Consider the following 20,930-nt stretch of genomic DNA (forward strand, 5'->3'; position numbering starts at 1 on the left):
CCGGGTTGGTTGGGTCGGCCAGGGCGGTCGGGTCAGTCCGCGATCGGCAGATAGACGCGGTTGCCCGCCTCCGCGAACTCCTTCGACTTCTGCGCCATGCCCGCTTCGATCTCACCCCTGCCGCCGCCATGCTCGCGGCGGATGTCCTGGGAGATCTTCATCGAGCAGAACTTCGGCCCGCACATCGAGCAGAAGTGCGCCGTCTTGGCGGGCTCGGCCGGCAGCGTCTCGTCGTGGAACTCCCGTGCCGTGTCCGGGTCGAGGGCGAGGTTGAACTGGTCCTCCCACCTGAACTCGAACCGGGCGTCGGACAGCGAGTCGTCCCATTCCTGCGCACCCGGGTGCCCCTTGGCGAGGTCGGCGGCGTGCGCGGCGATCTTGTAGGTGATGACCCCGGTCTTCACGTCGCCCCGGTTGGGCAGGCCCAGGTGCTCCTTGGGCGTGACGTAGCAGAGCATGGCCGTGCCCCACCAGGCGATCATCGCGGCACCGATGCCGGAGGTGATGTGGTCGTAGGCCGGCGCGACGTCGGTGGTCAGCGGGCCGAGCGTATAGAACGGGGCTTCATCGCAGATCTCCTGCTGAAGGTCGATGTTCTCCTTGATCTTGTGCATCGGGACATGTCCCGGGCCCTCGATCATGGTCTGTACGTTGAAACGCTTGGCGATCGTGTTGAGTTCCCCGAGCGTGCGCAACTCCGCGAACTGCGCCTCGTCGTTGGCGTCCGCGATCGACCCCGGCCGAAGACCGTCGCCGAGCGAGTACGTGACGTCGTAGGCGGCGAGGATCTCGCACAGTTCCTCGAAGTGCTCGTACAGGAACGACTCCTTGTGGTGCGCCAGGCACCAGGCCGCCATGATCGAGCCGCCGCGCGAGACGATGCCGGTCTTCCGGTTGGCGGTCAGCGGCACGTACGGCAGGCGTACGCCCGCGTGGACCGTCATGTAGTCCACGCCCTGCTCGGCCTGTTCGATCACCGTGTCCTTGTAGACCTCCCAGGTCAGCTCCTCCGCCCGGCCGTCGACCTTTTCCAGCGCCTGGTAGAGCGGGACCGTGCCGATGGGCACGGGGGAGTTGCGCAGCACCCACTCGCGGGTGGTGTGAATGTTGCGGCCGGTGGACAGGTCCATGACCGTGTCGGCGCCCCAGCGGGTCGCCCAGGTCATCTTCTCGACCTCCTCCTCGATGGAGGACGTGACCGCCGAGTTGCCGATGTTGGCGTTGACCTTCACCAGGAACCGCTTGCCGATGATCATCGGCTCGATCTCCGGGTGGTTGACGTTGGCCGGAAGGACCGCCCGGCCCGCCGCGATCTCCTCACGTACGACCTCCGGCGCGACGTTCTCCCGGACGGCCACGTACTCCATCTCCGGTGTGATCTCGCCGATGCGCGCGTACGCGAGCTGTGTCACCGCCTGTTGGCCGCGCGCGCGCCGGGGCTGGCGGGGGCGGCCGGGGAAGACCGCGTCCAGGTTGCGCAGTCCGCCGCGCGGCGAGGTGTGCTTTACGCCGTCGTCCTCGGGGCGAACGGGGCGGCCGGCGTACTCTTCGGTGTCGCCGCGGGCGATGATCCAGTTCTCGCGCAGCGGGGGCAGCCCCCGGCGCACATCGGTGTCGACGAGCGGGTCGGTGTACGGGCCCGAGGTGTCGTACAGGGTGACCGACTGCCCGTTGGTGAGGTGCACCTGACGGACCGGCACCCGCAGGCCGGGGCGCGAACCCTCGACATACGCCTTGTGCCAGCCGATGGACTTCCCGGCCTCGTTCTGAACGGAGGCAGGCGTGCGTGCGTCCCTGATGGTCATGAGACCTACTCCCTACGCCGGCATTACCCGGTAACAGGTTCGGCGGTCGACGCAGCGGTATCCGTCTGCCGACGCTTCGTGGGAAACATCACCCGACTTCGGGGATGTTTCCCGTGAAACATCGCTGGGACGGAGGTCAGCGCCCTCTCAGCCCGGTGCTCCGAGCTCCCGCGTGTACAAAAGGTGCCTCCACGCTAGCGTCAATTCGGGCGCGGTGAACAGAGGGCCCCCTTCGTTCTTGCGATGATCGGGCCGTGACCACGACGCAGCGTCCTTCTTTTCCCCCGTCCGAACCTCGCCGCGGACCGGGCACGGGTGGCGGCGACGGCAGCGGCTCCTGGGACGACGACGGTTCCGCCGCTGAGGGCCGTGGGCATGGCCGGGCGCCCGCCCCAGGACCGCAGCAGGAGTACGGACACGGCGGGGCAGCGCAGGGGCCGGGACCGGGTCCGGGCGGCGGACAGGGCCCCGTGGCCGGGGGCGGAGGACACGGCCACGGGCCCGGCGGCGGTCATGGCGGTCATGGCGGTCATGGTCCGGGGGGAGGTGTTCACGGTCCAGGGGGCAGTGCTCACGGGTCAGGAGACGGTCACGGCCCGGGGGGCAGTGGCCACGGTCCAGGAGACGGCGGGCCCGGTCCGGGGGGCGGTCACGGCCCGGGCGGCGGCGGGCACGGCCCCGTCGGCGGCGGGCACGGTCACTCGCACAGTCACGGTCCGGCCGCCCCTGTCTCCCGCCACCTGCGCAAGGTCATCGCCGCGGTGCTGGTCCCCTTCGCCGCGGCCGTGGTGGTGGGGCTCGCCCTGCTCTGGCCGGGCGGCGCGCCGGCCCACGAACGCACCGGGGTGGGCTTCGACCGGCAGACGCAGCAGGCGACGGTCACCAAGGTGACGTCGATGAGCTGCCAGGACGTCAACGGCTCCAACGTCCCTGCCACCGGGGACACGTCCACCGCGGAGGGCTCCTCGGCGCAGCAGCAGGAGAGCGGCACCTGCAAGAAGGCGACGATCCGGGTCGACACGGGCAAGGACAAGGGCCGTACGTTCACCGAGATCGTGCAGCCGGACCAGTCCCGGCAGCTGAGCCAGGGTCAGAAGGTGGTGGTCTCCTACGAGCCCTCCGCGCCGAAGGACCTCCAGTACTCGGTCTCCGACATCAACCGCAGCTTCCCGATGGCGCTGCTGGCCGGCATTTTCGCGCTCGCCGTCGTGGTCGTCGGGCGGCTGCGGGGTGTGATGGCGCTGGTCGCGCTGGCGATCAGCTTCCTGGTGCTGAACTTCTTCATCCTGCCCGCGATCCTCCAGGGTTCGAACCCGCTGCTCGTGGCGGTGATCGGGTCGAGCGCCATCATGCTGATCGCCCTGTATCTGTGCCACGGGCTGTCGGCCCGCACCTCCGTGGCAGTGCTCGGCACACTGGTCTCGCTGGTGCTGATCGGCGTCCTCGGTTCGCTGTTCATCGGCTGGGCCGCGCTGACCGGGGACACGGACGACAACACGGGCCTGATCCACGGCCTGTACCCGTCGATCGACATGAGCGGTCTGCTGCTGGCGGGGGTCATCATCGGTTCGCTCGGTGTGCTGGACGATGTGACGGTGACGCAGACCTCGGCGGTCTGGGAACTGCACGAGGCCAATCCGACGCTGGGCCGGCGGGGCCTGTACCGCGCGGGCATCCGGATCGGCCGGGACCACATCGCGTCCGTGGTCAACACGCTCGTCCTGGCCTACGCGGGTGCCGCGCTGCCGTTGCTGCTGCTGTTCTCGATCGCGCAGAGCAGCGTCGGCTCGGTGGCCAACAGCGAACTGGTCGCGGAGGAGATCGTGCGCACCCTGGTCGGTTCCATCGGCCTGGTGGCATCGGTGCCGGTGACCACCGCGCTCGCGGCGCTCGTCGTCGCCGCCGACCGGCCCGGCCCCGGCGCCGCCCCGGCGGGGACTCCCGCCACCGCCGCCCCGGCCGCCCCGGCCGCGGCTCGCGGGGGCCGGGGGCGCCGCCGCAAGCGGTGACGGGGACGCCGGGCCCGGCCGCCGTCCGCGGCGCTCGGAACGGCTTGCAGGATCGTTCCGGCACGGTGGACGGCATCCGGCGAAGCGTTACGCCACCGCCTCAGGACTGCCGGAACGCTTCAGCCCGCGCTCTGTTCCTCGGCCAGGATGCGGTCCAGCGCCTCGTCGAGGTGTGCGTCGAAGTCGGCGAGCACCCCCTCCTGGCCCAGCGGCACCAGCTTGTCGGTGCGGTCGAGGAAGGCCACCAGCGGTGCCGCCGAGGAGCGGAACAGCGCCTGGTCGGACCCGACCTGAAGGCGGATCAGTACTTCGGCCAGCGGCTCGGGATCGACGGGCGAGATGCGCACATCGCCGTCGCCGCAGGGCCGGCCGACCCCGTCGATCAGCAGCTCACGTCCGAAGGCCCAGGTAACCGGGGCGTCACCGGGCAGATGGAAGGTCAGTCGCACGGCGTAGGGATCACTGGTCTCGTAGCGCAGCTCCACCGGGATACGGAAGGAGAGCTCCTCGGACACGAGAAAGCTCATCATGACCTCTGCCTGTACGGACTCGCGCATCACATACCCCGTCATTCGCCGTCGACTGGCCGGGAATCAACCTCTAACACTGGTGGCATCTTGCTGAACGTACACACCAGATCACAAGGAGTTAGTTTTCACATACTGATAGAGAGCGAGAGCGACCCCAGCAGCCGCCCCACCTCGCTCTGCAGCTGCCGCATGGCGGGCAGCAGCCGGTCGGCCTGGTGCACGGGCAGCGAAATGGCCACGGTCGCCACCGCGCTGCCGACGGTGAGCGGGATCGCCCCGCACACCGTGCCCAGCGCGTACTCCTGGTACTCGGTCACCGGCTCCGTACGCCCCAGGTGCTCGAGCCGCTTCAGCAGACTGTGGCCGTCACGCACGGTGTACCGGGTGACGGGCCGCACCGGATGGCGGTCGAGGTGGTCCCGGCGGGCCTCTTCGTCCAGTTGTGCCAGCAGGCACTGACCGATGGCGTGCGCGTGCGCGGTCGAACGGAAGTCCGCCCATTCCTCGACCGCGGGAGCGCCCGGCGTGTCCGCGACGCACACGATGTCGACCTCCCCGTCGCGGTACACCGCGTAGTACACGGGGACGCCGATCGTCTCGCTCAGTCCGGCGAGCGTCTCCGCCAGCGCGCTGCGACGTTTCTGCTGCGCCGCGCTGCCGCTCAGCCGTTCGGCCGCCGCGCCGAGGAAGAAGAGGCCCTTGTCGCGGCGCAGATAGCCCTCGTGCACCAGGGTGCGCAGCAGATGGTAGGCCGTGGGCAGGGCCAGTCCGGTCTCCCGGGCCAGTTGCTTGGCGGGTGCGCCGTACCGGTGTCCGGCCACGCACTCCAGCAGGCGCATCGCCCGCTGCACGGAGCCGATGAAGGTCCCGGTGGGCGGGTCGGGGGGCGGGGCGTCCGCGGTGGGGGCCGGAGAGCGGGGCTGGGCGGGGAGCGTGGGCGGGTGGACTGGTGCGGTGTCAGCCGTGGTCAAGGGTCACTCCCGGAGCGAGGGGGCAGCCGTTGCGGGGAACACGGGTGGGGGTGTACGCCGCTGCGGGGTCGTCCCCGCCTGGAGTTCCGGACTCTAACCGGCTGTCACCGCGCGCAGGCGGCCTGCCGGGGAAATGTCCCCCGCGCGAGGGAACCGGTGGTTCCTGTTACCCCCACCGGTGCCCCACGGGCCTCACCAGTCGCTGCGGGAGGAGGAGTTCGACATGAACTTCCGCACGATGTAGATCAGGCCACCGACCAGGGCCACGAAGACCAGCAGCTTGAAGAGCAGGCCGATCACGAACCCGACCACGCTGGCGATCAGGCCGCCGAACACGACCAGGGCGATGACCGGCACCGCGATCCACTTCACCCACCACGGCAGTCCCGCGAAGATCTCACGCATCGACCTCGTCCTCGTCTCTCCCGTTCCCGGGATTCTCCCGGTGTCCGGGAATCCTGATGTCCTGCACTCGATGCTAGGCGGCGCGGGTTCGGTGCGGGGGCCCGGCAGCCCTTGTCCTCCCCTGACCGATCCCCTAGGGAATCCGGAGGCCACGGGTCAGCTCTCGGGCGGAGAGAAGACCACCAGCACCCTCAGGTCCTCGCTGATGTGGTGGAACTTGTGGGCGACCCCGGCCGGCACGTACACCACGCTGCCGCGGGCCACCTGGGTCGTCTCCATGCCGACGGTGATCGCGGCCCGGCCGCTGACGACGAAGTACACCTCGTCCTGCGCGTGCGGCTGCTGCGGGTCGGCGGTGCCGGCGTCGAGCGCGTACAGGCCGACCGACATGTTCCGCTCCCGCAGGAATTGCAGGTAGGCACCGTCGTTGGCGGCGCGTTCCGCCTCCAGTTCGTCCAGCCGGAATGCCTTCATCGCCTCGTCCGCCCCTGCTTCACCATTGGTTGCCGATCGTGTCTGCCACGATCAGACACATGAAGAATTTCGTAGTCAAGACGATCGCGAACGCGGCCGCCCTGGCGGTCGCCGTGTGGCTCATCGACAAGATCACACTGACCGGGGGCGGCACCGGCAAGAAGGCCGGCACGCTGATCCTCGTCGCGCTGGTCTTCGGCCTGGTGAACCTTCTGGTCAAGCCGATCGTCCAGGTGCTGACGTTTCCGCTGTTCATCCTGACCCTCGGCCTGTTCACCCTGGTGGTGAACGCGCTGATGCTGATGCTCACCTCCTGGCTGGCCGACAAGCTCGATCTCAGCTTCCATGTGGAGGGATTCTGGACCGCTGTCCTCGGCGGTCTGATCATCTCGATCGTCTCCTGGGCGCTGAACATGGTCCTGCCGGACAAGGACTGACCCGATGACCTACCGCGTCTGTTTCGTCTGCACCGGCAACATCTGCCGTTCACCGATGGCCGAGGCCGTCTTCCACGCGCGCCTGGCCGAGGCCGGGCTCGACGGCCTGGTCGAGGCCGACAGCGCCGGCACGGACGGCTGGCACGAGGGCGAGGGCGCGGACCCGCGCACCGTGGACGTCCTCGAGGCCCACGGTTACGCCGTCGACCACACGGCCCGGCGGTTCCACGCCTCCTGGTTCGCCCGCCTGGACCTCGTCATCGCCCTGGACGCCGGACACCTGAGCGACCTGCGCCGCCTGGCGCCCACCGCGCGGGACGCCGCCAAGGTGCGCCTGCTGCGGTCGTACGACCCGGGCGCCGACGGCCTCGACGTACCGGACCCGTACTACGGGGGCGCGGACGGCTTCGAGGAGTGCCTTGAGATGGTGGAGGCGGCGAGCACCGGTCTGCTCGCCGCGGTACGCGAGCAAGTGGAAGGACGAGCGGCATGAACGATTCAGCCGGCGACGGACGGAACATCGAGGCGGCGGCGCTGCCGCGGGAGGCGGGCGACGGCACGCGCGCCGTGCGCGCCGGGCTGCCCGAGCCGGTCAAGCACGAGCCGACCCTGCCCGGTCCGGTGTTCGCCGCCCACTTCCATCTGCCGGGCGACCCCACCGGCCCGTACACGTACGGCCGCGACGAGAACCCGACCTGGACGCTGCTGGAGAGCGCCATCGGCGGTCTTGAGGCACCCGGGCGGGACGACGTGGAGACGCTCGTGTTCGCCTCCGGCATGGCGGCGATCTCCTCGGTGCTCTTTTCCCAGCTGCGCGCCGGCGACGCGGTCGTCCTGCCGGACGACGGCTACCAGGTGCTGCCGCTGGTGCGCGCGCAGCTGGAGGCGTACGGCATCGAGGTGCGCACCGCGCCCACCGCCGGGGACGCCCAGCTCGGCCTGCTGGACGGGGCGAGGCTGCTGTGGATCGAGTCGCCCTCCAACCCCGGCCTCGACGTCTGCGACATCCGGCGGCTGGTCGAGGCGGCCCACGCGCGGGGCGCGCTGGTCGCCGTCGACAACACCCTCGCCACGCCGCTCGGGCAGCGCCCGCTGGAGCTGGGCGCGGACTTCGTGGTGGCCAGCGGCACCAAGCAGCTCACCGGCCACGGGGACATCCTCCTGGGATACGTCGCCGGCCGCGGCGGCGAGGCCATGACCGCGGTACGGCGCTGGCGCAAGATCGTCGGTGCCATCCCCGGCCCGATGGAGGCCTGGCTCGCCCACCGCTCGCTCGCCACCCTCCAGCTGCGCGCGGACCGGCAGAACGCCACCGCCCTGAAGGTCGCCGAGGTGCTGCGGAGCCGTTCCGAGGTCACGGGGCTGCGGTACCCGGGGCTGCCCGACGACCCGTCGCACCAGATCGCCGCGCGGCAGATGCGGCGCTACGGGTGCGTGGTGTCCTTCACGCTGCCCACGCGCGCGCGTGCCGACCGTTTTCTGGACGCGCTGCGCCTGGTGGACGACGCGACCAGCTTCGGCGGCTTGCGTTCCACGGCGGAGCGGCGCGGCCGCTGGGGCGGCGACGCGGTGCCGGAGGGCTTCATCCGCCTGTCGGTCGGCGCCGAGGACCCGGAGGATCTGGTGGCCGATCTGCTGCGGGCCCTGGACGCGGCCGCCGGCTGACCCGGCTGCGGGACCTGTTCCCGGTACGGCGGGCGGTCCGAGCCTCCCCCCTCGTGACTCGGACCGCCCTCGGTTCCGCGCGCGAAGAACCGCGTGCACAAGGCTAGTTGACTCTGTGTCAGTGTCCAATCACAGTAGCGACAGACGCCTATCGACATATTTATAGTTGGGCGGTGCCGGGGGGCCGGGAGAAGGGCGGAAGAGGGGAAGGGCTCTCGTGGATCTGGCCTTGTTGCGCACGTTCGTGACGGTTCACCGGGCCGGTTCCTTCACTCGCGCCGCCGCCCTGCTCGGCCTCTCCCAGCCGGCCGTCACCTCGCAGATCCGCACGCTGGAGCGGCAGCTCGGCCGGCCGCTCTTCCTGCGCCAGGCGCGCGGCGTGACCGCCACGACCATCGGCGAGGAACTGGCGCACAAGGCCGCCCCGCACCTCGACGCCCTGGTGGAGATAGCCGAGACCGGCCTCGACGACGAGTCGTCCTTACGTACGCTGCACCTGGCCGGGCCCTCCGAGTTCACCGCCGAGCGCGCGCTGCCCGCGCTCACGGAGCTCACCGGCGAGGACGGCCAGGGTTTCGCACTGCGCGCCTCCTTCGGAAACGCGGACCAGACGCTGGAGGGACTGGCCGCCGGACATCATGATCTGGCCATCAGTACGGCCCGTCCACGCGGCGCTCTGCTCACGGCGACTCCGCTCTGCGACGAGGAGCACGTTCTGGTCACCGCTCCCCGCTGGGCCAAGCAGATCGGCGCCGCCGGGCGGACCGGTGACGGGATGTCCGCGCTGGAGCGCGTGCCCGTGGTCGAGGTGCATGAGTCGCTGCCCTTTGTGGCCCGCTACTGGGCCTCCGTCTTCGACACCTGCCCGGCCGTCCCCGGGACGATCATCGTGCCCGACCTGCGGGCGGTGCTCGCCTGCGCCGTCGCGGGCGCCGGGCTCGCGGTGCTGCCCCGCTATCTGGGCGCCGAGGCGCTGGAGCGCGGTGACCTGGTCCGCCTGCACGACCCGGCGGTGCCGCCGCTGCGCACCTACTTCCTGGCGGTGCGCACCGGCACGCTGGCGATGCCGCACATCGCGCGGGCCCATGAGTGGCTGCTCCGAGCCGCGGTCGACTGGAACTGAGCGCCGCCGCCCGTGACGTTCCGCGATGTTTCACGTGGAACCAGCCGGGCCACATTTCCCCCATGACCGACCGACCCGTGGTCAAGCGCACCGCCCGTGCCGTGCTGCTGGACGGCGCCGACCTGATCCTGATCAAGCGCACCAAGCCCGGTGTGGACCCCTACTGGGTCACCCCTGGCGGCGGGGTCGAGCCGGAGGACTCGACCGTCGTCGACGCCCTGCACCGCGAGGTGTACGAGGAGCTCGGCGCCAAGATCACCGATGTGGTGCCCTGTTTCGTGGACACGGTGGAGCACATCGGCGAGGACGGCGGCGCGACGGGTGTGAAGGTGCAGCACTTCTTCGTCTGCCACCTGGAGTCCATGGATCCGGCCCTGCGCCACGGCCCCGAGGTCGAGGAGCCGGCCGGGGAGTACGAGATCGTCCGGGTGCCGTTCACCCGGGTCGGCATCGCCACGGTCCATCTTGTCCCGCTGTCGCTGCGGCACTATCTGGACGGCAACATCGAAGGGGTACGGGCCATGCACGCGCCCGACCTGGGCTGAGACCGGCGCGCTCAGTCCCCCGCCCCGACCGGTTCGTCCACCGTGTCGTGCCGTATCCGCTCCAGCGGGATGCCGCTCGCCCGCAAGGTGGTCACGCCCCGGCGGATCATCCCGGGCGGCCCCGACAGATAGGCGTCGTACTCACTCCAGGGTCCGTAGGAACGGACCGCGTCGGGGAGCCGGAGACGGGCCCGCTGATCCGTGACCGCCCGGACCGAGAGCCAGGAATGGGCCTGCTGGAGCCGCAGCATGGTGTCGATGTCGTACAGGTCGTGGTCGGTGCGGGCGCCGTAGAACACCTCGACCGGCCGCCGCTCGCCATGTTCCGCGATGTCCTCGACGAGGGCCTTGATGGGTGCTATGCCGGTTCCGCCGCCGAGACAGAGCAGACCGCTGTCGGTGGTGTGGTCCACGGTCATCGACCCGGCCGGCGGCCCGAGACGGATGATGTCGCCGGGCCGGGCGCGGTGCACCAGGGCCCCCGAGACCCAGCCCGCCGGGACGGCCTTCACATGAAGGGACAGCAATCCGTCGGAGCGGGGCGCCGACGCGAAGGAGTAGTGCCGCCAGACCCGTGGCCACCACGGGGTCTCCAGGCTCGTGTACTGCCCGGCGAGGAAGGGGTACGGCTGATCGGGGCGGAGGGTGAGAACCGCGACGTCCGCCGTTCTGAGGTCGTGCCCGACGATCTCCGCGTGCCACCAGGCCGGGGCGTGCAGTTCGTCCTGCGCCGCCGCGTCGATCATGATCTGCGAGATGCCCGTATAGGCCCGGACCCAGGCCCGTTCGGTCTCCGCGTCCCAGGTGTCGGTGGCGTACTGGCTCAGCGCGCCGAGCAGGCACTCCCCGACGGCCGGGTAGTGCTCGGAGCGGGTGCCGTACTTGCGGTGGCCGCGGCCGAGGTGCTGAAGGTACGCGGTGAGGACCGGCGGATTGTCGATGTGCTCGGCGGCCGTGAGCAGCGCGTTGAACAGTCGGTCGCGTTGCACGTCCATCGCGGGCGGGAACAGCGTGCGCAGCTCCGGGTGGCGGACGAAGAGGAGGGCGTAGAAGTACGAGGTGACCTTTTCGGACATGGGCGCGATCTCCGCCAGGGTGCGGCGGATGAGGAGGGCGTCCAAGGACGCGTCCATGTGTGCCTCACCTCGAACAGCTTGCGGCCGGTCCCCGCCCTTCGCCAGGACATGCGTCGCAGCGCTCTGCCCGAGAGTCCCACCGTGCGAGGGCGTCCCGGTCGCATACCCGGAATCACGGGTCTTCGATCAGACCGCAGGTTACGCTGCCCGCCTGTCTGCGCCCTGTCGCCCTTCTGGGCCGACCACCCACGTTCGCCGCTGTTTCACGTGAAACATCCCGCCGCGCCTCCCACACCGCCCAGCTCACCCATGACATGGCCAAAAGCCCGTGCGTCTCACCGGAAACAGGTGGACGACAGAGGCCGCCGTCGGACAGCCTGGCCCGCGTGCCGACTCCTTCCCTCGCCGCCCTGCCGATCCGCCGGCTGACCTTCCGCGACCTCACCGCGTGCGCCGATCTGTCCGAGGACCGCGGATGGCCCCGCGAAGAACACAAGTGGGGTCTGCTCCTCACGGCCGGGAAGGGGTATGGCATCGACGACCCTGGTGGCGGTCTGGTCGCCGCCTGCACCGTCACCGAGTACGGGCTGCCCGAGCGTCCGTCGCTGGCGGCTGTCGGCATGGTGCTGGTCGCCGCGCGGCATGCCCGCCGGGGAGTCGGACGCCGACTCATGCGCCATGTCATGACGGCGCTGGGACCCACTCCGCTGACCCTGCACGCGACCCCGAACGGCCGGCCGCTCTACGAAGAGCTGGGCTTCAAGGTCACCGGCGGCGCGGAGATGGTCCGCGGCCGCTTCTCGCCGGACGGCTCCGCGTCCCGGATCGCCACCCGGGCGGCCACGGCCGAGGACCTCACCACGGTGCTGCGTCTCGACGCGGAGGTCTTCGGCACGGACCGCACGCACATCATCACGCGGCTGCCCGCCTTCGCCGACCGCTTCCGGGTCGCGGAGGAGAACGGCCGGCTCCTTGGCTACGCCGCGGCCTGGCCCACCACGGACAGCCTTGTCGTGGGTCCGCTGATCGCCCGCGACCCGGAGACGGCCAAGGCGCTGTTCGCCTCCCTCGCCGCGCACACCGACGGCCCGCTGCGCACGGACATCGATGTGCGGCACGAGGAACTGCTGGTCTGGGTCAAGGCCCACGGTCTGTCGTCCGTCGCCCACACCGCGGTGATGACGTACGGCGTCACGGAGCTGCCGGGGGACTGGACCCGCCGGTTCGCTCCGCTGACGGTGGCGGCCGGCTGACCACGGGCGCCGACCCGAGGCGGTCAGTGCACGGCCGTCCGGTGGCCGGCCGGCCGGGAGCCCGCGACGACGGTGCCGGTACCGCCGGCCCGCCGTTCGAGGGCGGCCGAGACGAGGGCGAGGACCAGGGCGGCCGCGGCCAGCACGGCGCCCACCCCGTTGGGGGCGGTGTAGCCGAGTCCGGCGGCGATGACGAGACCGCCGAGCCAGGCGGACAGGGCGTTGCCCAGGTTGAAGGCACCGATGTTCACGGCCGAGGCCAGGGTCGGCGCTCCGTGGGCGTGGTCGAGGACCCGCTTCTGGAGCGGCGGAACGGTCGCGAAGCCGAAGGCACCGATCAGCACGACGGTCACGGCCGCCGCGGCCTGGTTGTGCGCGGTCAGCGTGAACAGCGCCAGCACCACGGCCAGCGCGCCCAGCGACACGTACAGCAGGGGCATGGTGGCGCGGTCGGCCAGTCGGCCGCCGACGAGATTGCCGCCGACCATGCCGAGTCCGAAGAGCACCAGCAGCCAGGTGACCGAGGCGTCGGCGAAGCCCGCCACCTGGGTCATCATCGGCGCGATGTAGGTGATGGCCGCGAAGACTCCGCCGAACCCGAGGACGGTCATCGCCATCGCGAGCAACACCTGGACGTTCCGGAAGGCGGCCAGTTCGTGCCGGAGCCGTACGCCCTCCGGCTTCGGCAGATCGGGGACCAGTTTGGCGATGCCGGCCAGGCCGACGACGCCGAGCGCGGCGACGAGAGCGAAGGTGACCCGCCAGCCCAGGGACTGACCGACGAGGGTACCCAGCGGGACACCGACCACGTTGGCGACGGTCAGCCCGGTGAACATCATGGCGATGGCCCCGGCCTTCCTGCCGGGCGCCACGAGCTCGGCGGCGACCACCGAACCGATACCGAAGAAGGCGCCGTGGGCGAGTGAGGCCACCACCCGGCCGATCAGCATGACGGAGAAGGCGGGCGCGAGGGCGGACAGCAGGTTGCCGACGACGAACAGCGCCATCAGCAGCATCAGCATCCGTTTGCGGCGGATCCTGGTGCCGAGCACGGTCATCAGCGGCGCGCCGAGCATGACGCCCAGGGCATAGCCGGTCACCAGGAACCCGGCGGTGGGGATGGAGACCCCGTAGTCGGCGGCGACCTCGGGCAGCAACCCCATGATCACGAACTCGGTCGTTCCGATCCCGAAGGCCCCGATCGCCAGGGCGAGAAGCGCGAGCGGCATGGGCGGGTACACCTTCCCAGAGATTGCAGGAGCACGTTGGACGCGTCCACAATAATTGCACACGCGGGATAACTGCAAAAGCAGGCTATTGCATTTCTGGTCTACCCTTGTCTCAGCCGCTCCGGGACGGAGGAAACGCCATGACAGCGACAGACCCCGCGCTCACCGCCCTCGCCCAGGGCTGGTGCGCTCTCTCCCTGCTCCACGGGAGGATCGAGACCCACATCGAACGCGCCCTGCAGGCCGGCCACGGACTCAGCGTGCGCGAGTACTCCCTGCTCGACGTACTCAGCCGGCAGCACGACGGCGACGGAGGGCATCTCCAGATGAAGCAGGTCGCCGACGCGGTGGTACTCAGCCAGAGCGCCACCACCCGCCTGGTGACCCGGCTCGAGGACCGCGGTCTGCTGGAGCGCTACCTCTGCCCCACCGACCGACGCGGCATCTACACCAACGTCACCGAGGACGGTCTGAAGCTGCTGGAGGAGGCCCGGCCCACCAACCGGACCGCGCTGCGCGAAGCCCTCGACGAGGCGGCGCAGAACCCCGACATCGCTCCGCTGGTCCGGGTCATCGAGACACTGAAGTCACCGGTCCCCGCCTGAGCCCGTTCAGCCGCCCGCACTCCACTCCCTGCGTAAGGTCCCTGCGTAAGGTCCCCGCGTAAGGTCCCCGCGTAAGGTGCGGATCATGACAGATCTTGAGATACGGCCGGCCGTCGAGGAGGACCTCACGGCGATCGTGGCGATGCTGGCCGACGACCCGCTGGGTGCCCAGCGGGAGTCACCCGACGACCTGACTCCGTACCTGGCCGCTTTCGAGCAGCTTCGCACCGACCCGAACCAGCAGCTCGTCGCCGCCGTCCGTCAGAGCAGGGTGGTGGGCACGCTCCAGTTGACCGTCATTCCCGGTCTGTCCCGGCGCGGTGCGACCCGGTCGATCATCGAGGCCGTGCGCATCCACGCCGACGAGCGCGGCAGCGGCCTGGGCACCCGGCTCATCGAGTGGGCGATCGACGAGTCCCGGCGCCTCGGCTGCGGCATGGTGCAGCTGACCTCCGACGCCAGTCGTACCGATGCCCACCGCTTCTACCAGCGGCTCGGCTTCGCGGCATCGCACGTGGGCTTCAAGCTCCAGCTCTGACCCGGCCAAGACCTCAGCCGATCCCCCGCCAGCCCTCCGGGTCCACCCCGCCCGGCACCGGAGCGTCCTGCTCGTACGGCTGCCGGGTGAAGACGAACGACCCCAGGTCCAGATGGCTCACGCTGCCGTCCGGGCGCCGCACGGCCCGCAGCAGCTCGCCGGCGTAGTAGCCCTCCAGGCCGCGCCAGGTGCCGTCGCCGTTCGACCGGAACCGTGAACGCCGCCCGCCACCCGCCAACGGCTCCAGGGAAACACCTCCTTCGGCGATGAGCCGCAGCACGAAGGCGTTCGTCCCCCAGTACCACGGCCCGGCCAACTCCAGCACGGACGCGTCGACGTCCGGCAGCGGCCGCCACGGTTCGGGAATCCGCGGCTCGGCCTCCGCGACGATACAGACCAGATCGGCACCGACCGCGGAGAGCCGCGGGCCGGAGGTGCAGTTGGCCAGGACCACCGCCGCGACATCGTCCTCGACCGCGATGGTGAGGTTGGCCAGGAATCCCGGCAGGGAACCGGAGTGCCCCACCAGCAGCCGTCCGTCCCGGTGCTGAATCTGAAGCCCGAGGCCGTACGTCGCACCGTCCACGACATCCGCCGCCTCGGCGGGTGCCGCGGGTGCCCGCATCTCGCGCACGCTCTGCGCGCTCAACACCTTGTCGTCCCCGTGCGCCAGGAACGCGGCGAACCGCGCCAGGTCCCCGGCCGTGGACCAGAGCTGGCCGGCCGGCGCCATCCGCCCGAGATCCTCGGCCGGCTCGGGCAGCAGCACATCCGCCCACGGATGCACCGCCCAGCCGCCCGCGTACGGCGGCCGGGGACGCGTACTCGTACGTGTCAGCCCCAGCGGTTCCAGCACCTCCCGTCGCAGGACGTCCTCCCACGGCGCCCCGCGCACCTCCTCGACCAGTGCGCCGAGCAGGGTGTACCCGGGGTTCGAGTAGTGGTGCCGACGTCCCACCGGGTGCAGGAGGGGCCGCTCGCCCAGCACATCGGCGAGTTCGGGACGCAGCGAACCGGGGGTCCGCTCCCACCACGGCGCCGGCGACTCGGCCGCCAGGCCCCCGGTGTGCGCGAGCAGCCCGGCGATCGTGGCCTCCCCCGCCCCGGTGCCCGGCAGATGCTTCTCCAGCACGTCGCCCAGGTCCAGCAGACCCTCGTCCCGCAGGCGCAGCACGAGCACGGCCGTGAAGGTCTTGGTGATCGACCCGATCCGGTACTGCACATCCGCGTCCGGGCCGTGCTCGTCCACCGAGGTCCGCGCACCGTGCCAGACGGCCCGCCCGCCCCGGACGACCGCGGCGGTCAACGACGGCGCACGCCCCGCGGACTGGGCCACGGCGATCCGGTGCAGCAGCGCACGACGGGTGGCGGGCAGCAGTTCTTCATGAGGTGACGTCATGTCACCAGTGCACCCCGCCCGGGCTCCCCGCGTCGAACACATTCATTCCCGGGGTGCCCCGCCCCGGATCAGGTCTGCGCCATGTCCACGAAGCGTGAGTAGTGCCCCTGGAAGGCGACCGTGATCGTCGCGGTCGGGCCGTTTCGGTGCTTGGCGACGATCAGGTCGGCCTCGCCCGCGCGCGGGGACTCCTTCTCGTAGGCGTCCTCGCGGTGCAGCAGGATGACCATGTCGGCGTCCTGCTCGATGGAACCGGACTCACGCAGGTCGGAGACCATCGGCTTCTTGTCGGTGCGCTGCTCGGGGCCACGGTTGAGCTGCGAGAGCGCGATGACCGGGATCTCCAGCTCCTTGGCCAGCAGCTTGAGGTTACGGGACATGTCCGAAACCTCCTGCTGACGGGACTCGGCCCGCTTGGAGCCACCGGACTGCATCAGCTGGAGGTAGTCGATGACGACCAGCTTCAGGTCGTTGCGCTGCTTGAGGCGGCGGCACTTGGCGCGGATCTCCATCATCGACAGGTTCGGGGAGTCGTCGATGTACAGCGGCGCGGCCGAGACGTCCGGCATCCGGCGGGCCAGCCGCGTCCAGTCGTCGTCGGTCATCGTGCCCGACCGCATGTGGTGCAGGGCGACCCGGGCCTCGGCGGACAGCAACCGCATCGCGATCTCGTTGCGTCCCATCTCCAACGAGAAGACGACACTGGGCAGGTTGTGCTTGATCGACGCGGCCCGCGCGAAGTCCAGCGCGAGCGTCGACTTGCCCATCGCGGGACGGGCCGCGATGACGATCATCTGCCCCGGATGCAGCCCGTTGGTCAGCGAGTCGAAGTCCGTGAACCCGGTGGGCACGCCGGTCATCTCACCGCTGCGCGAGCCGATCGCCTCGATCTCGTCGAGCGCCCCCTCCATGATGTCGCCGAGCGGCAGATAGTCCTCGCTGGTGCGCTGCTCGGTGACCGCGTAGATCTCCGCCTGCGCCCGGTTGACGATCTCGTCGACGTCGTCGTCGGCCGCGTATCCCATCTGGGTGATCCGCGTGCCGGCCTCGACCAGACGGCGCAGGACCGCGCGCTCATGGACGATCTCGGCGTAGTGCGGCGCGTTCGCGGCCGTCGGCACGGTCTGGACCAGGGTGTGCAGATACGACGCCCCGCCCACCTTGTTGATCTCGCCGCGCTTGGTCAGCTCGGCGGAGATCGTGATGGGGTCGGCCGGCTCACCCTTGGCGTAGACGTCGAGGATCGCCTGGTAGATGGTCTCGTGGGCGGGCTTGTAGAAGTCGTGGCCCTTGAGGATCTCCACCACGTCGGCGATGGCGTCCTTGGACAGCAGCATGCCGCCCAGCACCGACTGCTCGGCCTCCAGGTCCTGCGGGGGCACCCGCTCGAACGCCGGGCCCGCGCCCTCCCAGACACCGCCGTCCCGGCCGCGCTCGTGCTGATCGTCCCGGCCGCGCGCCCCGTCACCGCGGCGGCGGGAAGCGGGCAGACGATCGCTTGGGCCGCTGTCGGCCCACGGCTCGTCCAAGGGCTCGGAAATACTCACCGAGCCACCTCCTCCCGTCCGCGGTGCGGACCTCACCGTGCCCCTCATTTCTACGGCACGGCACTGACAAATAAGAGGCCCAACTCCGCTTCCGGCGCGACGGATTTATGCCGTTTCGCGAGCCGGTGGACGGAGCGGGCGCCGGACCACCGTAGGCCCCTCCGCACCGTCAGCCAATCTGGTTATCCACAGGCCATGTGGACGACGGGCCAGATGCTGTGGAGAACTCCGTGAAACCTGTGCACGACCCGGTGGACAGCCCTGTGAACAAGCCCTCGCCACCCCCCACACTCAGGCCGTGACCAGCGATTTCACCGTCCACCGGCTGTGCAGAAGAAAAACTTGCCCGGTCGGACCAAGATCATTGGGGACCGCGCCCGGATATCCACACCTCGGGAGAGCAAGTAAGGGTCCCTAATGCTTTGCATCTCTTACCTGTGGAAGATTAGATTGGTGCTCATGACACAGGCCCCCGCGCGCTCCCGCCCCAGCCGGGCCCGGCACGACCGAGAGATCATCGCGCTGGCCGTACCGGCCTTCGGCGCGCTCGTCGCCGAGCCGCTCTTCGTCCTGGCCGACAGTGCGATCGTCGGCCATCTCGGCACCGCGCAACTCGCCGGCCTCGGCGTCGCCTCGGCCCTCCTGACCACCGCCGTCAGCGTCTTCGTCTTCCTCGCGTACGCCACCACCGCGGCCGTCTCCCGCCGCGTCGGCGCGGACGACCTCCCGTCCGCCATCCGGCAGGGCATGGACGGCATCTGGCTCGCCCTGCTCCTGGGCGCGGCCGTCATCGCCGTCGTCCTGCCCACGGCACCGTTCCTCGTGGAGCTCTTCGGCGCCTCCGACACCGCGGCCCCCTACGCCACCACCTACCTGCGCATCTCCTCGCTCGGCATCCCCGCCATGCTCGTGGTGCTCGCCGCGACCGGTGTCCTGCGCGGCCTACAGAACACCCGCACCCCCCTGTACGTCGCCGTCGGCGGCTTCGTCGCGAACGCCGCCCTCAACGCCGGGCTGGTCTACGGCGCCGACCTCGGCATCGCGGGTTCGGCCTGGGGCACGGTCATCGCCCAGTGCGGCATGGCCGCCGTCTATCTCGTCGTCGTGGTCCGTGGAGCGCGCAAACACGGCGCCTCGCTGCGACCGGACCTCGCCGGGATCAGGGCCTCCGCCCAGGCGGGCGTACCGCTGCTGGTCCGTACGCTCTCCCTGCGGGCGATCCTGATGATCACCACGGCGGTCGCGGCCCGCCTCGGCGACGCCGACATCGCGGCGCACCAGATCATCCTGTCCCTGTGGAGTTTGCTGGCCTTCGCTCTCGACGCGATCGCCATCGCCGGCCAGGCCATCATCGGCCGCTATCTGGGAGCCGGTGACGGACAGGGGGCCCGGGACGTCTGCCGCCGCATGGTGCAGTGGGGCATCGCGGTCGGGACAGTCCTCGGGGTGCTGGTCCTGGTCACCCGGCCGGCCTTCCTGCTCCTGTTCACCGGTGACTCCTCGGTCAAGGACGCGGCCCTGCCCGCGCTGGCGGTCGTGGCCCTGTCCCAGCCGATCTGCGGCATCGTCTTCGTCCTGGACGGAGTCCTGATGGGTGCGGGCGACGGCCCGTACCTGGCCTGGGCGATGCTGGTCACCCTGGCGGTCTTCACCCCGGTGGCGCTGCTCGTCCCAGTCTTCGGCGGAGGGCTCACCGCCCTGTGGGCGGCCATGTCGCTGATGATGACCGTCCGCCTGATCACCCTGTGGCTACGGACCCGCTCCGGCCGCTGGGTCGTGACAGGCGCCACCCGCTGACCGTTTCACGTGAAACACCCGCTGTGCCGTCTTACGTACACGAGGAGGGGGCCGCGTCCCGAAGGACGCGGCCCCCTCACTTACCGCTCAAGCGGGTACGGCACTCAGGCCGCGACCACCTCGAGGTTGACCTTGGCGTCGACCTCGGGGTGCAGACGCACGGACGTCGCGTGGGCGCCCAGCGTCTTGATCGGCGAGCCGACCTCGATGCGGCGCTTGTCGACCTCGGGGCCACCGGCAGCCTTGATCGCCGAAGCGATGTCGGCCTGGGTGACGGAACCGAAGAGCCGACCGGCGTCGCCGGCACGGACTGCCAGGCGGACCTTGACGCCCTCGAGCTGGGCCTTCACCTGGTTGGCCTGCTCGATGGTCTGGATCTCGTGGATCTTGCGAGCACGACGGATCTGCTCGACGTCCTTCTCGCCGCCCTTGGTCCAGCGGATCGCGAACTTCCGCGGGATCAGGTAGTTACGGGCGTAACCGTCCTTGACGTCGACGACGTCGCCCGCGGCACCGAGGCCGGAGACCTCGTGGGTGAGGATGATCTTCATGTGTCGGTCACCCTTCCCTTATCGCGCGGTGGAGGTGTAGGGCAGCAGCGCCATCTCACGGCTGTTCTTCACGGCCGTGGCGACGTCACGCTGGTGCTGGGTGCAGTTGCCGGTCACGCGGCGGGCACGGATCTTGCCGCGGTCGGAAATGAACTTCCGCAGCATGTTCGTGTCCTTGTAGTCCACGTACGTGACCTTGTCCTTGCAGAAAGCGCAGACCTTCTTCTTCGGCTTGCGCACAGGCGGCTTCGCCATGGTGATTCTCCTGTGTGATCAAGAAGTGTGGGTACGAACCCGTCCCTGGAGGACGTCCCTGGAAGGGGCGCCCTAGAAGGGGGGCTCGTCCGAGTAGCCGCCGCCGGCACCGCCGCCGCCGGAGTTTCCACCCCAGCCGCCGCCACCGCCACCGCCCTGCTGGCCACCGGCGGGAGCGCCGGTCGCCCACGGGTCGTCGGCCGGAGCGCCGCCGCCCTGCTGACCGCCGCCGGGGCCGCCGCCCCAGCCGCCGCCACCCTGGGCGCCGCCGCCACCGCCGCCGTAACCGCCCTGGCCGCCGCGGCCCTGGCCCGAGGTCTTGGTGACCTTGGCCGTGGCACTGCGCAGGCTGGCGCCGACCTCGTCGACGTCCAGCTCGTAGACCGTGCGCTTGACGCCCTCACGGTCCTCGTAGGACCGCTGCTTCAGCCGGCCCTGCACGATGACGCGCATGCCTCGCTGAAGCGACTCCGCGACGTTCTCCGCCGCCTGGCGCCAGACCGAGCAGGTGAGGAAGAGGCTCTCGCCGTCCTTCCACTCATTGGTCTGACGGTCGAAGGTGCGGGGAGTAGACGCGACACGGAACTTCGCGACGGCCGCACCGGAGGGGGTGAAGCGCAGCTCGGGGTCGTCGACAAGATTGCCGACGACCGTGATGACGGTCTCGCCTGCCATGGGGGAACCTCTCGGCGGGTTTGCTGCTGGCTGCTTGTGCT

At 70.3% G+C, this 20,930-nt stretch carries 22 protein-coding genes; 10 read left to right on the forward strand and 12 right to left on the reverse strand.

The features are described 5' to 3' along the window. Positions 1–32 precede the first annotated feature (32 nt). The gene (gene thiC / locus ACTT8P_RS15875; RefSeq protein ID WP_442832284.1) at positions 33–1,805 is read right to left on the reverse strand and encodes a phosphomethylpyrimidine synthase ThiC; all 1,773 of its coding nucleotides are present in this window, start codon (positions 1,803–1,805) and stop codon (positions 33–35) included. A 254-nt stretch (positions 1,806–2,059) separates the two neighbouring features. Here thiC and ACTT8P_RS15880 point away from each other — a divergent pair, with 254 nt between their 5' ends. Further along, complete coding sequence (locus ACTT8P_RS15880; RefSeq protein ID WP_442832285.1) at positions 2,060–3,814, forward strand: YibE/F family protein; 1,755 nt, start codon at positions 2,060–2,062, stop codon at positions 3,812–3,814. A 119-nt stretch (positions 3,815–3,933) separates the two neighbouring features. Here ACTT8P_RS15880 and ACTT8P_RS15885 read toward each other — a convergent pair whose 3' ends face one another. From ACTT8P_RS15885 to ACTT8P_RS15900, 4 genes are all read right to left on the reverse strand, one after another. Further along, entirely contained in the window at positions 3,934–4,371 is a 438-nt protein-coding gene (locus ACTT8P_RS15885; protein ID WP_442832286.1) for an SsgA family sporulation/cell division regulator, read from the reverse strand. Between the two features lie 98 nt (positions 4,372–4,469). Continuing rightward, a complete protein-coding gene (locus ACTT8P_RS15890) occupies positions 4,470–5,195 on the reverse strand; it encodes an IclR family transcriptional regulator (protein WP_442832308.1) in 726 nt (241 codons plus the stop codon). Between the two features lie 312 nt (positions 5,196–5,507). Then, positions 5,508–5,720 carry a DUF5326 family protein gene (locus ACTT8P_RS15895; RefSeq protein ID WP_442832287.1) on the reverse strand — a complete coding sequence of 71 codons (213 nt, stop codon included), beginning with the start codon at positions 5,718–5,720 and terminating at the stop codon, positions 5,508–5,510. A 156-nt stretch (positions 5,721–5,876) separates the two neighbouring features. Continuing rightward, a complete protein-coding gene (locus ACTT8P_RS15900; protein ID WP_361158897.1) occupies positions 5,877–6,194 on the reverse strand; it encodes a cupin domain-containing protein in 318 nt (105 codons plus the stop codon). A gap of 59 nt (positions 6,195–6,253) precedes the next feature. On the opposite strand from ACTT8P_RS15900, the gene ACTT8P_RS15905 reads away from it, so the two are divergent. The 5 genes from ACTT8P_RS15905 to ACTT8P_RS15925 all read left to right on the forward strand — a co-directional run bounded on the left by ACTT8P_RS15905 (position 6,254) and on the right by ACTT8P_RS15925 (position 9,964). Further along, positions 6,254–6,631, forward strand: coding sequence for a phage holin family protein (locus ACTT8P_RS15905; RefSeq protein ID WP_442832288.1), 378 nt, complete (start codon positions 6,254–6,256; stop codon positions 6,629–6,631). A 4-nt stretch (positions 6,632–6,635) separates the two neighbouring features. Beyond that, positions 6,636–7,124, forward strand: coding sequence for a low molecular weight protein-tyrosine-phosphatase (locus ACTT8P_RS15910; protein ID WP_442832289.1), 489 nt, complete (start codon positions 6,636–6,638; stop codon positions 7,122–7,124). Beyond that, positions 7,121–8,296 (forward strand): cystathionine gamma-lyase, encoded by a 1,176-nt coding sequence (locus ACTT8P_RS15915; RefSeq protein WP_442832290.1) that lies wholly within the window; start codon positions 7,121–7,123, stop codon positions 8,294–8,296. The genes ACTT8P_RS15910 and ACTT8P_RS15915 overlap by 4 nt, the downstream gene beginning before the upstream one ends. Positions 8,297–8,513: 217 nt before the next feature. Continuing rightward, a complete protein-coding gene (locus ACTT8P_RS15920) occupies positions 8,514–9,419 on the forward strand; it encodes a LysR family transcriptional regulator (protein WP_442832291.1) in 906 nt (301 codons plus the stop codon). 62 nt (positions 9,420–9,481) lie between these two features. Next, positions 9,482–9,964: an NUDIX domain-containing protein gene (locus tag ACTT8P_RS15925; protein WP_442832292.1), complete on the forward strand. Its 483-nt coding sequence runs from the start codon at positions 9,482–9,484 to the stop codon at positions 9,962–9,964. An 11-nt stretch (positions 9,965–9,975) separates the two neighbouring features. Here the strand turns inward: ACTT8P_RS15925 and ACTT8P_RS15930 are convergent, their stop codons facing one another. Beyond that, positions 9,976–11,145, reverse strand: coding sequence for a globin domain-containing protein (locus tag ACTT8P_RS15930; RefSeq protein ID WP_442832309.1), 1,170 nt, complete (start codon positions 11,143–11,145; stop codon positions 9,976–9,978). Positions 11,146–11,426: 281 nt separating this feature from the next. Between ACTT8P_RS15930 and ACTT8P_RS15935 the strand changes: the two genes are divergently transcribed. Further along, on the forward strand, positions 11,427–12,293 hold the full coding sequence (locus ACTT8P_RS15935) for a GNAT family N-acetyltransferase (RefSeq protein ID WP_442832293.1): 867 nt from the start codon (positions 11,427–11,429) through the stop codon (positions 12,291–12,293). Positions 12,294–12,316: 23 nt separating this feature from the next. Here the strand turns inward: ACTT8P_RS15935 and ACTT8P_RS15940 are convergent, their stop codons facing one another. Then, on the reverse strand, positions 12,317–13,522 hold the full coding sequence (locus tag ACTT8P_RS15940) for an MFS transporter (protein WP_442832294.1): 1,206 nt from the start codon (positions 13,520–13,522) through the stop codon (positions 12,317–12,319). Positions 13,523–13,662: 140 nt separating this feature from the next. On the opposite strand from ACTT8P_RS15940, the gene ACTT8P_RS15945 reads away from it, so the two are divergent. Both ACTT8P_RS15945 and ACTT8P_RS15950 read left to right on the forward strand, forming a co-directional pair. Continuing rightward, on the forward strand, positions 13,663–14,127 hold the full coding sequence (locus ACTT8P_RS15945) for a MarR family winged helix-turn-helix transcriptional regulator (protein ID WP_442832295.1): 465 nt from the start codon (positions 13,663–13,665) through the stop codon (positions 14,125–14,127). Between the two features lie 85 nt (positions 14,128–14,212). Beyond that, the gene (locus ACTT8P_RS15950; RefSeq protein ID WP_442832296.1) at positions 14,213–14,665 is read left to right on the forward strand and encodes a GNAT family N-acetyltransferase; all 453 of its coding nucleotides are present in this window, start codon (positions 14,213–14,215) and stop codon (positions 14,663–14,665) included. A 13-nt stretch (positions 14,666–14,678) separates the two neighbouring features. Here ACTT8P_RS15950 and ACTT8P_RS15955 read toward each other — a convergent pair whose 3' ends face one another. Both ACTT8P_RS15955 and dnaB read right to left on the reverse strand, forming a co-directional pair. Further along, positions 14,679–16,064: a serine hydrolase domain-containing protein gene (locus ACTT8P_RS15955; protein WP_442832297.1), complete on the reverse strand. Its 1,386-nt coding sequence runs from the start codon at positions 16,062–16,064 to the stop codon at positions 14,679–14,681. 68 nt (positions 16,065–16,132) lie between these two features. Then, entirely contained in the window at positions 16,133–17,611 is a 1,479-nt protein-coding gene (gene dnaB / locus ACTT8P_RS15960) for a replicative DNA helicase (protein ID WP_442832298.1), read from the reverse strand. A 459-nt stretch (positions 17,612–18,070) separates the two neighbouring features. On the opposite strand from dnaB, the gene ACTT8P_RS15965 reads away from it, so the two are divergent. Then, positions 18,071–19,408 carry an MATE family efflux transporter gene (locus ACTT8P_RS15965; protein ID WP_442832299.1) on the forward strand — a complete coding sequence of 446 codons (1,338 nt, stop codon included), beginning with the start codon at positions 18,071–18,073 and terminating at the stop codon, positions 19,406–19,408. 104 nt (positions 19,409–19,512) lie between these two features. Here the strand turns inward: ACTT8P_RS15965 and rplI are convergent, their stop codons facing one another. The 3 genes from rplI to ACTT8P_RS15980 form a co-directional block, all read right to left on the reverse strand. After that, complete coding sequence (gene rplI, locus ACTT8P_RS15970) at positions 19,513–19,959, reverse strand: 50S ribosomal protein L9 (protein ID WP_361158860.1); 447 nt, start codon at positions 19,957–19,959, stop codon at positions 19,513–19,515. A gap of 18 nt (positions 19,960–19,977) precedes the next feature. Beyond that, on the reverse strand, positions 19,978–20,214 hold the full coding sequence (gene rpsR / locus ACTT8P_RS15975; RefSeq protein WP_003949403.1) for a 30S ribosomal protein S18: 237 nt from the start codon (positions 20,212–20,214) through the stop codon (positions 19,978–19,980). Between the two features lie 72 nt (positions 20,215–20,286). Continuing rightward, positions 20,287–20,889 (reverse strand): single-stranded DNA-binding protein, encoded by a 603-nt coding sequence (locus tag ACTT8P_RS15980; protein WP_361158858.1) that lies wholly within the window; start codon positions 20,887–20,889, stop codon positions 20,287–20,289. Between the last annotated feature and the right edge of the window lie 41 nt (positions 20,890–20,930).

The sequence above is a fragment of the Streptomyces sp. JW3 genome (genome assembly GCF_052216785.1).
Taxonomy (GTDB): Bacteria; Actinomycetota; Actinomycetes; order Streptomycetales; family Streptomycetaceae; genus Streptomyces.

Bases quoted from the DNA above. Each gene is read 5' to 3' on its own strand.
- thiC (WP_442832284.1), bottom strand. From the start codon at position 1,805: ATGACCATCAGGGACGCACGCACGCCTGCCTCCGTTCAGAACGAGGCC.
- ACTT8P_RS15885 (WP_442832286.1), bottom strand. From the start codon at position 4,371: ATGCGCGAGTCCGTACAGGCAGAGGTCATGATGAGCTTTCTCGTGTCC.
- ACTT8P_RS15895 (WP_442832287.1), bottom strand. From the start codon at position 5,720: ATGCGTGAGATCTTCGCGGGACTGCCGTGGTGGGTGAAGTGGATCGCG.
- ACTT8P_RS15900 (WP_361158897.1), bottom strand. From the start codon at position 6,194: ATGAAGGCATTCCGGCTGGACGAACTGGAGGCGGAACGCGCCGCCAAC.
- ACTT8P_RS15905 (WP_442832288.1), top strand. From the start codon at position 6,254: ATGAAGAATTTCGTAGTCAAGACGATCGCGAACGCGGCCGCCCTGGCG.
- ACTT8P_RS15910 (WP_442832289.1), top strand. From the start codon at position 6,636: ATGACCTACCGCGTCTGTTTCGTCTGCACCGGCAACATCTGCCGTTCA.
- ACTT8P_RS15915 (WP_442832290.1), top strand. From the start codon at position 7,121: ATGAACGATTCAGCCGGCGACGGACGGAACATCGAGGCGGCGGCGCTG.
- ACTT8P_RS15925 (WP_442832292.1), top strand. From the start codon at position 9,482: ATGACCGACCGACCCGTGGTCAAGCGCACCGCCCGTGCCGTGCTGCTG.
- ACTT8P_RS15940 (WP_442832294.1), bottom strand. From the start codon at position 13,522: ATGCCGCTCGCGCTTCTCGCCCTGGCGATCGGGGCCTTCGGGATCGGA.
- ACTT8P_RS15945 (WP_442832295.1), top strand. From the start codon at position 13,663: ATGACAGCGACAGACCCCGCGCTCACCGCCCTCGCCCAGGGCTGGTGC.
- ACTT8P_RS15950 (WP_442832296.1), top strand. From the start codon at position 14,213: ATGACAGATCTTGAGATACGGCCGGCCGTCGAGGAGGACCTCACGGCG.
- ACTT8P_RS15955 (WP_442832297.1), bottom strand. From the start codon at position 16,064: ATGACGTCACCTCATGAAGAACTGCTGCCCGCCACCCGTCGTGCGCTG.
- ACTT8P_RS15965 (WP_442832299.1), top strand. From the start codon at position 18,071: ATGACACAGGCCCCCGCGCGCTCCCGCCCCAGCCGGGCCCGGCACGAC.
- rplI (WP_361158860.1), bottom strand. From the start codon at position 19,959: ATGAAGATCATCCTCACCCACGAGGTCTCCGGCCTCGGTGCCGCGGGC.
- rpsR (WP_003949403.1), bottom strand. From the start codon at position 20,214: ATGGCGAAGCCGCCTGTGCGCAAGCCGAAGAAGAAGGTCTGCGCTTTC.
- ACTT8P_RS15980 (WP_361158858.1), bottom strand. From the start codon at position 20,889: ATGGCAGGCGAGACCGTCATCACGGTCGTCGGCAATCTTGTCGACGAC.